This window comes from Winslowiella arboricola (assembly GCF_025527015.1).
Classification (GTDB): Bacteria; Pseudomonadota; Gammaproteobacteria; order Enterobacterales; family Enterobacteriaceae; genus Erwinia; species Erwinia arboricola.
In genome coordinates this window covers 13,180-26,440 of record NZ_JAODIM010000032.1, presented here as the reverse complement: position 1 = coordinate 26,440, position 13,261 = coordinate 13,180, and the positions used below count along the sequence as shown (strand labels likewise).

Below are 13,261 nucleotides of genomic sequence, written 5' to 3'. Positions count from 1 at the left end.
ATCACTCCTCGCGCAGCAGGTTAACGTAGTAACGGGTAACGGCGGTCAGGTCGTCACCTTCCAGTGGAAACTCAATACCGCGCGGCACATCCGCAGGCAGCCGTTTCAGCAGCTCACGCCATGATCCGTCGCTATCATCGAGCGCCACGGCGCGGTACGTGTCGTGATGCGCGGCGGCGGCTTTAACATGTACATAGCTGACAAAACGTCCGAGATTTTCGGCCGCCACGCGCGGGTCATCGCCCACCCACAGCCAGTTCGCCATATCAAAGGTCATGCTGTTGGGCATCCGTACCGCGGCGCAATCAGCAAAAAAATCTTCCAGCGGCTGGCGTTTGCCAGATTCGGTCTGGTCATTTTCTACCACCACATGCAGCGGATAAGCCGCCAGCCGCTGTTGCAGCGCCTGGCAATCAAAACCGCGCGCATAGTTACCCAGCGAGAATTTCAGCAGCTGGGCATTGAGCTGGCTGGCTTCATCAACCCGCTGATCAAGCTGCGGATTTAGCGTGCCGTCAGCCATAAACAGCGCCTCGGGCACCGAATAAAAGGCGATCAGCTGATGCTGTTTAATCGCGTGGCCCAGTTCAGGCAAGCGCTGAAGCTCTTCTGCACTCAACAGTTCACGGCGAATTTCAACGCCATCAGCGCCCGCTTCGGCAATAACCGGCAGTAAACCTTGCTGACCACCCGCGGCTTTAACCTGTTGCTGACCATAAGCAGCGGTCACCACAATCACTTCTCTTTTCACACTTTCCTCCGGTCCGGTGTGTCTCGACGTTATAAAAACGTTAAATGGAACCGGTTCCAAAGCAAAGGAGCAGAGTGTGAAATTATGATCGCGCTCACGATGTGAGCAAAATTTAGGATTATTTGCCGTGGAACGGCAGGTATTGGCAGGGGCGGCGAAAACGCCGCCCCTACGGATTACGGATGTAGGGGCGGCGTTCTCGCCGCCCGCGGGATTAATTATTGCGGAGAGGTGGAACCGCGAATCACCAGCTCGCCGGGAAACATCTGTTCGGCCAGCGGTTGTTCGTCGCCGTCAATCCGGCGAATCACCTGTTGCAGAGCGGCATAGCCAATCTGCCAGGTCGGTTGTTTTAAGGTGGTGATGCCGACGCCCGCCAGCTCGGCCCACTCCAGCTCATCAAAACCCAGCAGGCCGATGTCCGGCCCCCAGCGCAGGCCAAGACGGCGTAGCGCGCGCGCCACTTGCAGGGTTAACGAACCGTTTGCCACCATCACCGCGCAGTTATGCTGCTGATGACGCTGGTAAAAGTCGCGCAGAATGCTGTCGAGTTTCGCTGCTTCATTGAGTGCGGCTTCAGCCTGCTCGGCGCTGGCCAGCTGATGGCGTTGCGCGGTGGCTTTAAACGCCTGTAAACGTTCGAGACGGGTGTTAACCAGTCCCAGCGGTTCGCTGAGAAACAGAATCGCCTGATAACCGTTAGCCAGCAGATGCTCGGTAGCGACACTGGCGGCTTCGGCGTTATTCAGGCCGACCACATCACAGGCGAAATCAGGGATTTTACGGTCAATCAGCACCATCGGCAGCAGCGACTGTTGCAGCATACTCAGCGCCTCTTCGCGCATGCCGACGGCGTTGACCACAATACCTTCCACCTGATAACTGCTCAGCAGTTGCAGATAGTGGCGCTCCTGATCCACTTCGTTATTGGTGTTACACACCAGCAGGGTAAAACCCTGCGCGCGGCAGGCGGCTTCAATGCCGGACAGCACATCAACAGAATAGGGATTGGTGATATCGGCGATAATCAGGCCGATCAGACGGGTACGGCCACGCTTCAGCCCGCGCGCCATCTGGCTGGGACGATAATCAAGGGCGGCAATCGCCTCTTCAATTCGCTGTTTGAGTGCGGCGGAAAGCGCATGATGTTCGCCGTTAAGATAACGCGAAACACTGGTTTTGCCGGTACTTGCCGCTTTTGCGACATCGCTGATGGTGGCTCGTGCGGCCTTGCGCTTCATGGCTATCCTCTGCATTCGATTGGGCCAGAGACTAGCACAGCTTTTTAGCCGACGTTAATAGCGGAGATAACAGGGGCAGTGTGTCGCCCCTGTCGGCCTGAGGGAATTACAGCGGGCTCAGGGTAATTTCTACACGGCGGTTTTGCGCTTTGCCATCTGCGGTACTGTTACTGGCAATCGGATGATCCGGTCCCAGTCCCTGGGTGCGGATGCGGTTTGCCGCCACGCCCTGGGTAATCAGTGAACTGCCGACACTGTCAGCGCGCTGCTGTGACAGCGTCATATTCAGCGCCCGGGTGCCGGTGCTGTCGGTATGGCCGATAATCGTCACTGCGGTTTTTGGATACTCTTTCAGCACCATCGCCACGCCGGTCAGGGTGTTGGCGCCCGCCGGTTTCAGCGTGCTGCTGCTGGAATCGAAAGTGACGTTATTTGGCATATTGAGAATGATATTGTCACCGTTTCGCGTCACGCTGACGCCGGTGCCTTTCATCTTCTCACGCAGTTTAGCTTCCTGCACATCCATATAATAACCTGCACCGCCGCCGAGTGCCGCACCTGCGGCGGCGCCAATCAGCGCGCCTTTACCGCGGTCTTTCTTCGAAGATGAGAGTACGCCGACACCTGCGCCTAAGGCCGCGCCCAGTCCGGCGCCGATACCGGCTTTGCCCGCCTGGGATTCGCCGGTATAAGGGTTAGTGGTACAGCCGGAAAGGGCAATAGTGCCGCTCAGTAACAAGGCGATGGTGATAATGCTTTTTTTCATGGGTGTTCCCTCAAACGTCTTTCTGGAAGATGTAATTACATCTATAAGCGGCACAATTATGCCGCTTAAATGTGAGGGAAAACTCTAAGATTAGGTCTTAAAGTGTAAATCTGCGCTACGAAAGGTTATCTGGATGGCAAAAGCAGTCGGTCACATGATCGTTAACCAGCCCGCAGGCCTGCATAAATGCGTAACAGGTGGTTGAGCCGACAAATTTAAAGCCGCGTTTTTTTAACGCTTTTGATAGCGCATCGGAAGCCGCGGTTTTAGCCGGCGCCCCGGCGAGGCTGGTCAGATGATTGATCTGCGGCCGGTGGTCGACAAAACTCCAGATAAAATCGGCGAAATCCTCGCCACTGGCTTCCATCGCCAGATATGCGCGGGCATTAACCATAATTGCTGTCAGCTTGCCGCGATGGCGAATCAGTCCGCTGTCCTGCATTAACACATCAAGTTCCTCTTCCCCCATCAGCGCCACTGCACTGGGATCAAAACCTTTAAAGGCGCGGCGATAGTTTTCGCGTTTCTTTAATACGGTAATCCACGACAGCCCTGCCTGCTGGCCTTCAAGGCAGATCATTTCATACAGCGCTTTGCCCTTCGTTTGCGGAATGCCCCACTCGCTGTCGTGATAAGTCAGGTAGAGAGGATCTTGTGTTACCCAGCCGCATCGTTGCATTTTCAAATCCCTTCCTGCTAAAGGCGCAAAATTTGTTGGTTTTATCCTTGACGTGGCATTTGATCGGTCAATAGTTAACCAGTAGGATAAAGTGACACTATGACTGATAAATAATACTAACAACTCGCCAATTTGGCTCTTTTTTTGGAGTCGGACGATGCTGCAGAAAAGAGAGTGGAGTGGTCGCCGTTTAGCCTTTGGGGGGCTGTTAACGGCCTGGCTTTTAACCCTTACCCTTCAGGCGCATGCCTGGGATCAGCTGTATGTGTTTGGCGACAGCCTGAGCGATAGCGGCAATAACGGCCGCTACACCTGGGATGGCGCCACGCATCCGCTGTATGACGATATTCTGGCGGAAAAAATTAATCAGACGCTGCGTCCTTCGGATGATGGCGGCACCAACTATGCCGCCGGCAATGCGGTGGCGGTGGCGGCGCTTAACCCGGCCGATAATACTCAGCAGCAGGTTGATAATTATCTGAACGCCACCGGAGGGCGTGCTGATGGCAATGGCCTCTATATTCACTGGGTTGGCGGTAATGACCTTGCCGCTGCAGCGCTGAATCCGGGGTCGGCAACGGAAATCGTCAACAACAGTGCATTTGCCGCCGCCAGCCAGGTGCAGACGCTGGTGGCTGCCGGCGCCAGTACGGTGATTGTGCCGACAGTGCCGAATGTTGGCGCCACGCCAGCCTTACTGCAACAGGTTATCAGCGTGGGTTTATTGCCGGTGGCGGATACCGCGCTGGCGCTGGCTTTTCAGTCGCTAAACAGCCAGAGCACCTTAAACAGCGCGGCACGGCAGCAGGCGATTCAGGATGCGATGGTTGCCGCAGCGGGTGCGCTCACTACGGTGCCAGCACTGCAACAGGCAATTGCCGATCAGCTCTATGCCAGCTGGCAGCAGCTTAGCAGTCAGCTGGCGGCGCTGACCGATAGCTACAATCAGCAGGAAGATCGCTATTTAGCCTCATTTAACGGCAATATCGTGCGCGTTGACGTCAATGGCCTGTTTAATGAGGTGCTGGCAGATCCGGCGCGTTACGGGCTAAGTAATACTGCCGGAATGGCTTGTCCGCCTGGCGTTTCTGCGGCAGTGTGCAGCGTCTCGACGCCCGGTTTCGCCCGTGAGCAGGCGTATCTGTTTGCCGATCCGCTGCATCCCAGCCCGAATGTCCATCTGTTAATCGGCGACTATATGCAGTCGGTGCTGGATGCGCCGGTGCAGGTGATGGCGCTCAATCAGGCGACCCAGGCAATGGCGCGTGATATGCGCAATACCCTCGACAGCCGCCTGCAACAGCAGCGCCATAGCAATAATCCACAGGGCTCGCTGAGTGTGTATGGCGGTTATGCCGGTCAGCATAATGATGTTAATCGTGAACTGGGGGATGGCAATGCCACCACCCATAATCTGACTCTGGGTGTCGATTATAAACTGACCGATCGCTGGCTGGTGGGGGCGCTGGTGTCCGCTTCTGACGATAAGCAGCGCCCGACGCCTGATTACGACTACAAAATGCGCGGCTGGCTGGTGTCGGCTTACAGTGAACTGTCATTGTTCGAGGGCGGCTGGGTGAACGCCGATCTGCACTTTGCCACCGCAGATTACGATGATATTGAACGGCGCATCACCTTAGGCCCGGCGACGCGCCGTGAGCAGGGCGCAACCGATGGCAAACAGCTGGGGGCGCGCGTCTCCGGCGGCTGGGATTTCCCGGTTGCCAGCTGGCTGACCACCGGCCCGACGCTGCAGTACGCCGTCGATTACAGCAGAGTGGCGGGTTATAGCGAACAGGACAACCTCAGTACTTCAATGCGTTTCAACGATCAGACATATCATTCGCAGACTGGCGCGGTAGGCTGGCGTCTCGACTCGCAGCTTGGCTGGGTGAATCCCTGGGCGGAAGTGAGTTATAACCACCAGTTCGGTGATGATGTCTGGCGCGCCGGCGGCGGGCTGAAATCGACGCAAACCTCTTTTACGCGTGACAGCGCGGAGCAGGACAGCAACTGGGTGGATGTCAGGGTCGGCGCCCATATGCCTCTGGGGGAAAACCTGGCGGCCTTTGCCTCGGTTTCACAGACCGATGGTCTCAGTTCTGGCGAACAATTTATGTATAACCTTGGCGTCAGCGCCCGCTTCTGAATTTGGCTTAACGTCAGGCGCCATGCCGCTTCGCTAAGGATTATGGCATCAAAAGCGAAGTTAAAATGTCACGGATAAATATAATTCTCGGGCTAATCATTATTATGGAAATTTTATGCAGTCCGAGCTTGTAGTCCTTCGCAATAAACTTTTGGCTTTTGTGGCCTGTGCCGTTTTTCTGTCCCTGATGATGGGGCTGGTGTATATCGATGTAAACTGGATGAATAATGCCCTGCATGAGACGTCTTTTACTGAAGGCGCCCAGGAGCTGATTCTGGCGATAATCGCCTCGTCATTTTTTATTGCCGCCGCGCGCCATGCTGAATATCGTTCCAGCCTGCAGCTGATCGGTGGGTTTTTTACCTGTATGTTGATCCGTGAGATGGATTTCCTGTTTGATGAGATTCGCCACGGTGCCTGGGTATGGTTTGCGCTGGCAGTGACGGCGATTTGTCTGACTCACGCGCTGTTGCATCTGCAAAAATGCCTGCGCGGACTGGTGCATCTTTTGCAGCATCCGGCATGGAATATGATGGCCGCCGGTCTGTTGACGATTCTGGTGTTTTCGCGCCTGTTTGGCGTCGAGGCGTTATGGCAGCATCTGATGCTTGATGGTTATCACCGCACGGTGAAAAATATGGCGGAAGAGGGCAGCGAACTGCTCGGCTACAGTTTCTGCCTGTTTGCCAGCGTACGCTATTTATGGGCAATGAAAACGGTGCCGGAAAAAAAGCCACAATTTGAGTTGCAGCAGCAAAACTGATTTATTGTCGCCATTACGCCCTTCAGCGGCTGATTTATGCGATCTCTCTCTCTAAAATTGTTAGAATCAGATGGGGGTGGAGAGCTTTCTCCCCTCCCGTTGCTGAGAATTAACCTCAACCAGAGACTGAGCCATGTCTGTCAAAATCTTAACCTCAACGATCATTGGCCTCGATGCCTTTCGCCAACATCCGCTTGCTGCGCTGGCTTCTGCTGAGCAGGGCGCGGTGGCCGTGTTCGATAACAACGCGCCGGTGATGTATGCGGTGACGCCGGATCGACTGGCTCAGCTGCTGGCGATTGAAGCTGCCTCTTCTCAGGCGCGTTCCGATGTGGCGCTTGAGGAGAGCCTGTTTGATGACGATCTGGCCCATCCTGAGGCTATCCCGGTGCCTGGCGGTAAATTCGCGCTCTATCAGGGCTGGCAGCCGGATGCTGATTTTGTTCGTCTGGCGGCAGTCTGGGGAGTGGCATTAAGCTCAGCGGTGACGCCAGCCGAACTGGCCTCGTTTGTCAGCTACTGGCAGGCGGAAGGGCGCATGTTCCACCATGTGCAGTGGCAGCAAAAGCTGGCGCGCAGCATCCAGTTAAGTCGCGCCGCCAGTGGCGGCCAGCAGAAACGGGATCTTAACCATCTTCCTGAACCTGACCAATCCATTCCTGATGGCTTTCGAGGTTAGCGATGAAAAACAGTGCCGACTTGTTTAAACGAATCCAGCGCTTAGTACCTGCGCATATTAAGCCCAAGTTTAAGGACAGCGCCGAGCTGTTTGCCTGGAATCAGGAACAGGGGCGCATCCGCTCGCAGGATATTGCCCGTGAAAATCGAGCGATGAAAATGCAGCGTATTCTTGGACGCTCCGGCATCCGTGAACTGCATATCAACTGCTCATTTGATAACTACCGTGTTGAGAGTGAAGGGCAGCAGCTGGCGCTGGATCGTGCGCGGCAGTATGCGGAAGAGTTTGACGGCAGCATCGCCAGCTTTGTCTTTTCCGGCAAGCCTGGCACCGGCAAAAACCATCTGGCGGCAGCGATTGGTAACTTTCTGATTCTGCGTGGTAAAAGCGTGCTGGTGGTGACGGTTGCCGATCTGATGTCCAATATGAAAGGCACATTCAGCGGTGGCAACGGCGTGACCGAAGAGAGCCTGATCCATGAGCTGAGTACCGTCGATCTGCTGGTGATTGATGAGATCGGTATGCAGACCGAATCGCGCTACGAGAAGGTGATTATCAATCAGATTGTTGACCGCCGCTCCTCATCAAAACGTCCGACCGGCATGCTGTCGAATCTCGATATTGCCGGGATGAACAACCTGCTTGGCGAACGCGTGATGGATCGTATGCGTCTTGGTAAAAGCCTGTGGGTACGTTTTACCTGGGACAGCTATCGCAGCCGTGTGACCGGGGAAGAGTATTAACCTACTCCACCCGTTTAACATCCGGATACTTCTCGCTGGCGGCTTCATGAAAAATATCACCGAGCCACAGCGGGATCTCTGCTTCGCTAATCTCATCGGGGATAATGACGTCATAAATCCGCGAAAATTTTCTTTCAGTCATATCCACGCGAAACAGCTGCCAGCCTGATGGGGTTGGCTTAACGCCGATATAGCGTCCAAAGACATGATAAATCATCATATGCAATCCCCCCACCTCGTTTAACCCGCCGTATTACGCACCAGTTCCGCCAGCAAATTATTTACTGCATCACTCATCGGGGTAAAACGGCTTAACGGCGAACGGGTAACCACCACAAATACGCCAACGTTATGTTGCGGTACCATCGCCATATAGGTGATAAAACCGCCGCCGCCGCCAGTTTTTTGAATAATGCCCGGCAGTCCGTTTTTCGGCTCCATATACACCCAACCCATTCCCAGTGCATCGGCTTTGCCCGGCACATCCATACCCTCCACTTTGGTGAGCTGACTGCGACGATAGATCAATGTTTGTAAGCGGTCGGCCTGTGGGCTGCGGTGATGCACATCGGAATCGAGGAACTGCTGCATCCAGCGGCCAATATCGTCCGGTGTGGAGTAGATGCCGCCGCTGCCGATGGCGGCCAGCGTATTGTTGCACGGGCTGGCGCCTTTCTCCGGCACCATCAGGCGCGCGCACTGTTCCGGCGACGGGGTAAAGGTGGTGTCTTTCATCCCCAGCGGGCGGGTGATTTTATTGTTCAGTAGCGTCGGATAGGGGGTGCCTGCGGCGCGCGCCAGTGCATCGCCCAGCAGATCATAGGCGAGGTTTGAGTACGAGGCGCGGGCGCCTGGCGGCGTCGTCAGCTGAGCGGTTTGCAGCCAGTTCCAGCGCTGGTCACGGGTTGGCCAGATAAAGACCGGGCGTTGCGCTTTGCCGCCTGGCTGTTCGCGCGGCAGGCCGCTGGTATGGGTCGCCAGGTTGATTAACGTAATTGGCTGACCGCTCCAGGCGGGCACCCGGCTGCCGGGTGGCGCGTATTTGCTCAACGGATCGTCAAGACGCAGACGCCCTTCCTCAGCCAGTTTTACCATCACTTCACTGGTCAGCAGCTTACTTAGCGAAGCAATGCGGATCAGCGAATCTTTTTGTGGTCGCACATTATTGCCAGGGCGGGTGTCGCCAAAGCTGGTGAACACGCGCTGATTGCCGTCAATGGCGACCATCGCCATACCGGTGGCAGCGGTGCCATAAAATATATGTTCTGCATAACGATCAACGATTTGCGATGCCAGCAACGGATCGGGCGAATCGTTTGCCATACTGCGCAGCGGTAGTGCGATAACCATTAGCGCCAGCAAAAAAGAGAGTGGTGATTTCAACGGCAGATTATCCAGATGGGTTAACAGGGAATATTCAGCATAGTAGTCATTTCTGTTATCACTGGCACTAATCATATCGTAGAAAACGGTGATTTTTTATCAGCCCGCGCCGCTACAGCGTGACCTCGCTAAAACGCTCACGATACTCGCCTGGGGTGCTGGCATAACTCTTTTTAAACACCGAATAGAAATACTGAAGCGACGGATAGCCGCACATCTGCGAAATTTCATTGATCGACATCGACGAGGAGATTAACAGGGTGCGTGCCTTCTCCAGCTTTTCACTGTGAATCAGCGCGTGAATGGTTTCCCCGGTCTCATCTTTAAAGCGTTTTTCCAGATTGGATCGCGACATACCGACCGCATCCAGCACCTGCTCGACCTTGATGCCTTTACAGGCATTAAAGCGGATATAGTGCATCGCCTGGATTACCGCCGGGTCATGCAGCGAACGGTAGTCAGTGGAACGGCGCTCAATCACTTTTACCGGCGGCACCAGAATCCGCTGCAGCGGCAATACCTGTTTATCGAGCAGGCGATGCAGCAGCTTCGCCGCCTGATAACCCATCTGTCTGGAGCCTTGCGCCACCGAAGAGAGTGCTACCCGTGACAGATAGCGTGTCAGCTCTTCATTATCGATACCGATAACACACAGCTTCTCCGGCACCGGAATTTTCAGATGTTCACACACCTGTAGCAGATGGCGTGCGCGTGCATCGGTGACGGCGATAATACCGGTTTGCGGTGGCAGGGTTTGTACCCAGTCCGCCAGACGGTTCTGCGCATGCTGCCAGTTTTCCGGCGCGGTCTCCATGCCCTGATAAACCACACCCTGATAGCGCTCCTGCGCTACCAGCTGGCGAAAGGCATATTCCCGCTCCTGCGCCCAGCGTTTGCCGCTCGACAGCGGTAAGCCGTAAAAGGCGAAGCGGTGCACCCCTTTCTCTTTCAGATGTAAAAATGCGCTCTCCACCAGCGCAGCATTGTCGGTGGCGATATAGTGGACCGGCGGATAGTCCTGCGGATGATGGTAAGAACCGCCGACGCCGACAATCGGCACATTGACCGGTTGCAACAGGGTTTCGATCTGCTGGTCGTCATAGTCGGCAATCACGCCGTCGCCGAGCCATTCACGAATATTTTCAATACGGCAGCGGAAGTCCTCTTCAATAAAAATATCCCAGTCAGTCTGCGACGCCTGTAAATATTCCCCCACACCTTCAACCACCTGGCGGTCATAGACTTTATTGGCATTAAACAACAGGGTGATGCGAAAACGTTTGTCGGTCATGGCGCTTCCTCCCCACGAAATCAGGCATGCTATTTCAATAACACGCCGCGAGATCGGGCAGAAAAAAATGAGTGAGCCATGTGATCGCTATCGACAATCAAATGCGGCGTTTGGTGGCTGAGTCCATCCATACCGCCAGCAGCAGGATCGCTCCTTTCACGATGTACTGCCAGAAAGTCGGCACATCCATCATGCTCATACCGTTATCCAGCGAAGCCATAATAAAAGCGCCCATCACTGCACCTGCCACGGTGCCGATACCACCCGCCAGGCTGGCGCCGCCAATGACGCAGGCGGCAATCGCATCCAGTTCCGCGATATTCCCCGCGGAAGGCGATCCTGCCCCCAGACGTGAGCTAAGAATTAAACCGGCAATCGCCACCATCAGGCCGTTAATGGCAAATACCGCCATTTTGCTGCGTGCCACATTAATCCCTGACAGGCGCGCGGCGTCGAGATTGCCGCCAATCGCGTAAATCCGCCGGCCAAAGGCGGTGCGCGTCGCCATAAACATCCCGGCCAGCAGCAGCAGTGCCAGCAACAGCACCGGCGTCGGTACGCCGCGATAGTCGTTCAGCATCCAGATAGCGCCCAGCACCAGAATGGCGGTCAGCGACTGGCGGGTAACCGAACCGCCGGCGGAGCCTTGCGGCAACCCCATGCTCTTGCGGCGCAGGCGTAAGCGCCACTGCCAGAAGATAAACACCATCAGTCCAAACACGCCAAACGCGAAGCCGATACCGTCCGGCAGATAGCTCTGACCAATTTGCGACATCGCCGGCGTGGTGGGCGCCACCGTGGTGCCGTTGGTGATGCCGACCAGAATGCCGCGGAACGCCAGCATCCCGGCGAGGGTGACGATAAACGACGGTACTTTGCGGTAGGCCACCCACCAGCCATTCCACGCGCCAAGCAGCAGTCCCAGCACCAGTGTGACCACAATGGTCAGCGGCAGCGGCCAGCCGAGCCAGACGTCAAAAATGGCCGCCACGCCACCGAGTAATCCCATCATCGAACCGACCGACAGATCGATCTCGGCGGAAATAATCACAAACACCATGCCAACCGCCAGAATGCCGGTGATCGCCGTCTGGCGCAGCAGGTTAGAGATATTGCGCGCGCTCAGATAAGCGCCATCGGTCATCCAGGTGAAAAACAGCATAATCAACAGGATAGCCGCCAGCATCACCAGCACCTGGAAGTTAAGCAGGCGGAATTTACCGGTTGAAGCGCTTGCTGCCGGTGATAACAGGCTGCGCTGAGTCGAATCAGTCTTAAGCATAATGTTCGCTCCGAAGTGCCGCTTCCATCACCTGTTCCTGTGTCAGGTTCTGGTTAACTAAGTCGGCTTTAATTTGTCCCTGATGCATCACCAGCACGCGGTCGCTTAATCCCAGCACTTCCGGTAGTTCGGAAGAGATGACGATAATGGCGATGCCCTGCTGCACCAGCTGATTGATCAATTTATAGATTTCGACTTTCGCGCCGATATCAATGCCACGCGTCGGCTCATCAAGGATCAGAATGCGCGGATTAAGCAGCAGACATTTCGCCAGCACCGCTTTTTGCTGATTACCGCCGCTCAGGCGGCCAATCGCCAGCTCCGGCGATGAGGTTTTGACCTTCAGGCGGCTGATAGCCTGCTGAATCGCCAGCTGCTCCTGTGCATCGTCCAGCGTGGAGAGCGTGCCGCTAAACTGGTCGAGCGCCGCCAGCGTGATGTTTTTACCGACCGCCATCACCGGCACAATGCCATCTTTTTTGCGATCTTCCGGCACCATCGCGATGCCCTGCGCCAGCGCCTGCTGACAATCATTTATGATGACCGGTTGACCATCAATCAGGATTTTTCCCTGCCAGCGGCCGGGCCAGACGCCGAACAGACACTGCACGGTTTCGGTTCGTCCGGCGCCGACCAGCCCGGCAATACCGAGAATTTCACCGCGATGCAGGCTAAAACTGATATCGTTGACCCGCCGGATATGGCGATTCACCGGATGCCAGGCGGTAAGATTCTCCACGCGTAAAATTTCACTGCCGATCTGATGCGCTTCCGCGGGATAGAGTGACGTCAGCTCACGACCGACCATCATGGTGATAATCTCATCTTCACTTATTGCGGCGGCCGGACGGGTGCCGATATGCTTACCGTCACGGATCACGCTGATGGTGTCGGAGATGGCTTTCACTTCGTTGAGTTTGTGCGAGATATAGATGCAGGCGATGCCGTGTTCACGCAGATTTTTCACAATCGCCAGCAGTACCTCGGTCTCCTGCTCGGTAAGCGAGGCGCTGGGTTCATCAAGGATCAGCAGTCGAACCTGTTTATTCAGCGCGCGGGCAATCTCCACTAACTGCTGCTGACCGAGGCCCAGCTCACCAACGCGGGCATCCGGCGACACATCAAGTTTGACCTGCGCCAGCAGCTGCTGACAGCGCAGCGTCATGGTTTCATAATCGACCACACCAAAGCGTGTCAGCTCGGCGCCAAGAAAGATATTTTCCAGCACCGTCAGCTGGCGTACCAGCGCCAGTTCCTGATGAATAATCACAATCCCTTTGCGCTCAGTATCGCGAATACCGCTGGCGCGAATTTCGTCACCGGCAAACAGAATAGTGCCCTGATAGTCGCCTGCGGGGTAAAGACCGCACAACACTTTCATCAGCGTCGATTTACCCGAGCCGTTTTCGCCACACAATGAGAGCACCTCACCGGCCTGCAGAGTGAGGCTGACATCATCGACCGCTTTGACCGCGCCAAACATCTTGGTGATGTTTTTCATTTCCAGCAGCGTTGTCACTGTTACCTCCAGGGA

At 55.5% G+C, this 13,261-nt stretch carries 13 protein-coding genes; 4 read left to right on the top strand and 9 right to left on the bottom strand.

What is annotated here, in order from left to right; all coding sequences use genetic code 11:
• Position 1 precedes the first annotated feature (1 nt).
• The 4 genes from N5923_RS01635 to N5923_RS01620 all read right to left on the bottom strand — a co-directional run bounded on the left by N5923_RS01635 (position 2) and on the right by N5923_RS01620 (position 3,437).
• Positions 2-751 carry a sugar phosphate isomerase/epimerase family protein gene (locus N5923_RS01635; RefSeq protein WP_267141729.1) on the bottom strand — a complete coding sequence of 250 codons (750 nt, stop codon included), beginning with the start codon at positions 749-751 and terminating at the stop codon, positions 2-4.
• A gap of 218 nt (positions 752-969) precedes the next feature.
• On the bottom strand, positions 970-1,992 hold the full coding sequence (locus tag N5923_RS01630) for a LacI family DNA-binding transcriptional regulator (protein WP_267141728.1): 1,023 nt from the start codon (positions 1,990-1,992) through the stop codon (positions 970-972).
• Positions 1,993-2,098: 106 nt separating this feature from the next.
• Positions 2,099-2,758: an OmpA family lipoprotein gene (locus tag N5923_RS01625; RefSeq protein WP_267141727.1), complete on the bottom strand. Its 660-nt coding sequence runs from the start codon at positions 2,756-2,758 to the stop codon at positions 2,099-2,101.
• A 115-nt stretch (positions 2,759-2,873) separates the two neighbouring features.
• Positions 2,874-3,437 (bottom strand): DNA-3-methyladenine glycosylase I, encoded by a 564-nt coding sequence (locus N5923_RS01620; RefSeq protein WP_267141786.1) that lies wholly within the window; start codon positions 3,435-3,437, stop codon positions 2,874-2,876.
• Positions 3,438-3,594: 157 nt separating this feature from the next.
• Here N5923_RS01620 and N5923_RS01615 point away from each other — a divergent pair, with 157 nt between their 5' ends.
• The 4 genes from N5923_RS01615 to dnaC all read left to right on the top strand — a co-directional run bounded on the left by N5923_RS01615 (position 3,595) and on the right by dnaC (position 7,771).
• Positions 3,595-5,586, top strand: a complete 1,992-nt coding sequence (locus tag N5923_RS01615; protein ID WP_267141726.1) for an autotransporter outer membrane beta-barrel domain-containing protein — start codon at positions 3,595-3,597, stop codon at positions 5,584-5,586.
• A gap of 115 nt (positions 5,587-5,701) precedes the next feature.
• Positions 5,702-6,349, top strand: a complete 648-nt coding sequence (locus N5923_RS01610; protein WP_267141725.1) for a hypothetical protein — start codon at positions 5,702-5,704, stop codon at positions 6,347-6,349.
• 133 nt (positions 6,350-6,482) lie between these two features.
• On the top strand, positions 6,483-7,028 hold the full coding sequence (dnaT, locus tag N5923_RS01605) for a primosomal protein DnaT (protein ID WP_267141724.1): 546 nt from the start codon (positions 6,483-6,485) through the stop codon (positions 7,026-7,028).
• 2 nt (positions 7,029-7,030) lie between these two features.
• Positions 7,031-7,771: a DNA replication protein DnaC gene (gene dnaC / locus N5923_RS01600; protein ID WP_267141723.1), complete on the top strand. Its 741-nt coding sequence runs from the start codon at positions 7,031-7,033 to the stop codon at positions 7,769-7,771.
• A 1-nt stretch (position 7,772) separates the two neighbouring features.
• Here the strand turns inward: dnaC and N5923_RS01595 are convergent, their stop codons facing one another.
• The 5 genes from N5923_RS01595 to N5923_RS01575 form a co-directional block, all read right to left on the bottom strand.
• A complete protein-coding gene (locus N5923_RS01595) occupies positions 7,773-7,991 on the bottom strand; it encodes a DUF7661 family protein (protein WP_267141722.1) in 219 nt (72 codons plus the stop codon).
• Positions 7,992-8,011: 20 nt separating this feature from the next.
• Positions 8,012-9,229: a D-alanyl-D-alanine-carboxypeptidase/endopeptidase AmpH gene (gene ampH, locus N5923_RS01590; protein ID WP_407704361.1), complete on the bottom strand. Its 1,218-nt coding sequence runs from the start codon at positions 9,227-9,229 to the stop codon at positions 8,012-8,014.
• A 37-nt stretch (positions 9,230-9,266) separates the two neighbouring features.
• The gene (gene xylR / locus N5923_RS01585) at positions 9,267-10,445 is read right to left on the bottom strand and encodes a D-xylose utilization transcriptional activator XylR (RefSeq protein ID WP_267141721.1); all 1,179 of its coding nucleotides are present in this window, start codon (positions 10,443-10,445) and stop codon (positions 9,267-9,269) included.
• 97 nt (positions 10,446-10,542) lie between these two features.
• Positions 10,543-11,727, bottom strand: coding sequence for a xylose ABC transporter permease XylH (gene xylH, locus N5923_RS01580; protein ID WP_267141720.1), 1,185 nt, complete (start codon positions 11,725-11,727; stop codon positions 10,543-10,545).
• The gene (locus N5923_RS01575; protein WP_267141719.1) at positions 11,720-13,246 is read right to left on the bottom strand and encodes a xylose ABC transporter ATP-binding protein; all 1,527 of its coding nucleotides are present in this window, start codon (positions 13,244-13,246) and stop codon (positions 11,720-11,722) included. Before N5923_RS01575 ends, xylH begins: the two co-directional genes overlap by 8 nt.
• Positions 13,247-13,261 lie beyond the last annotated feature (15 nt).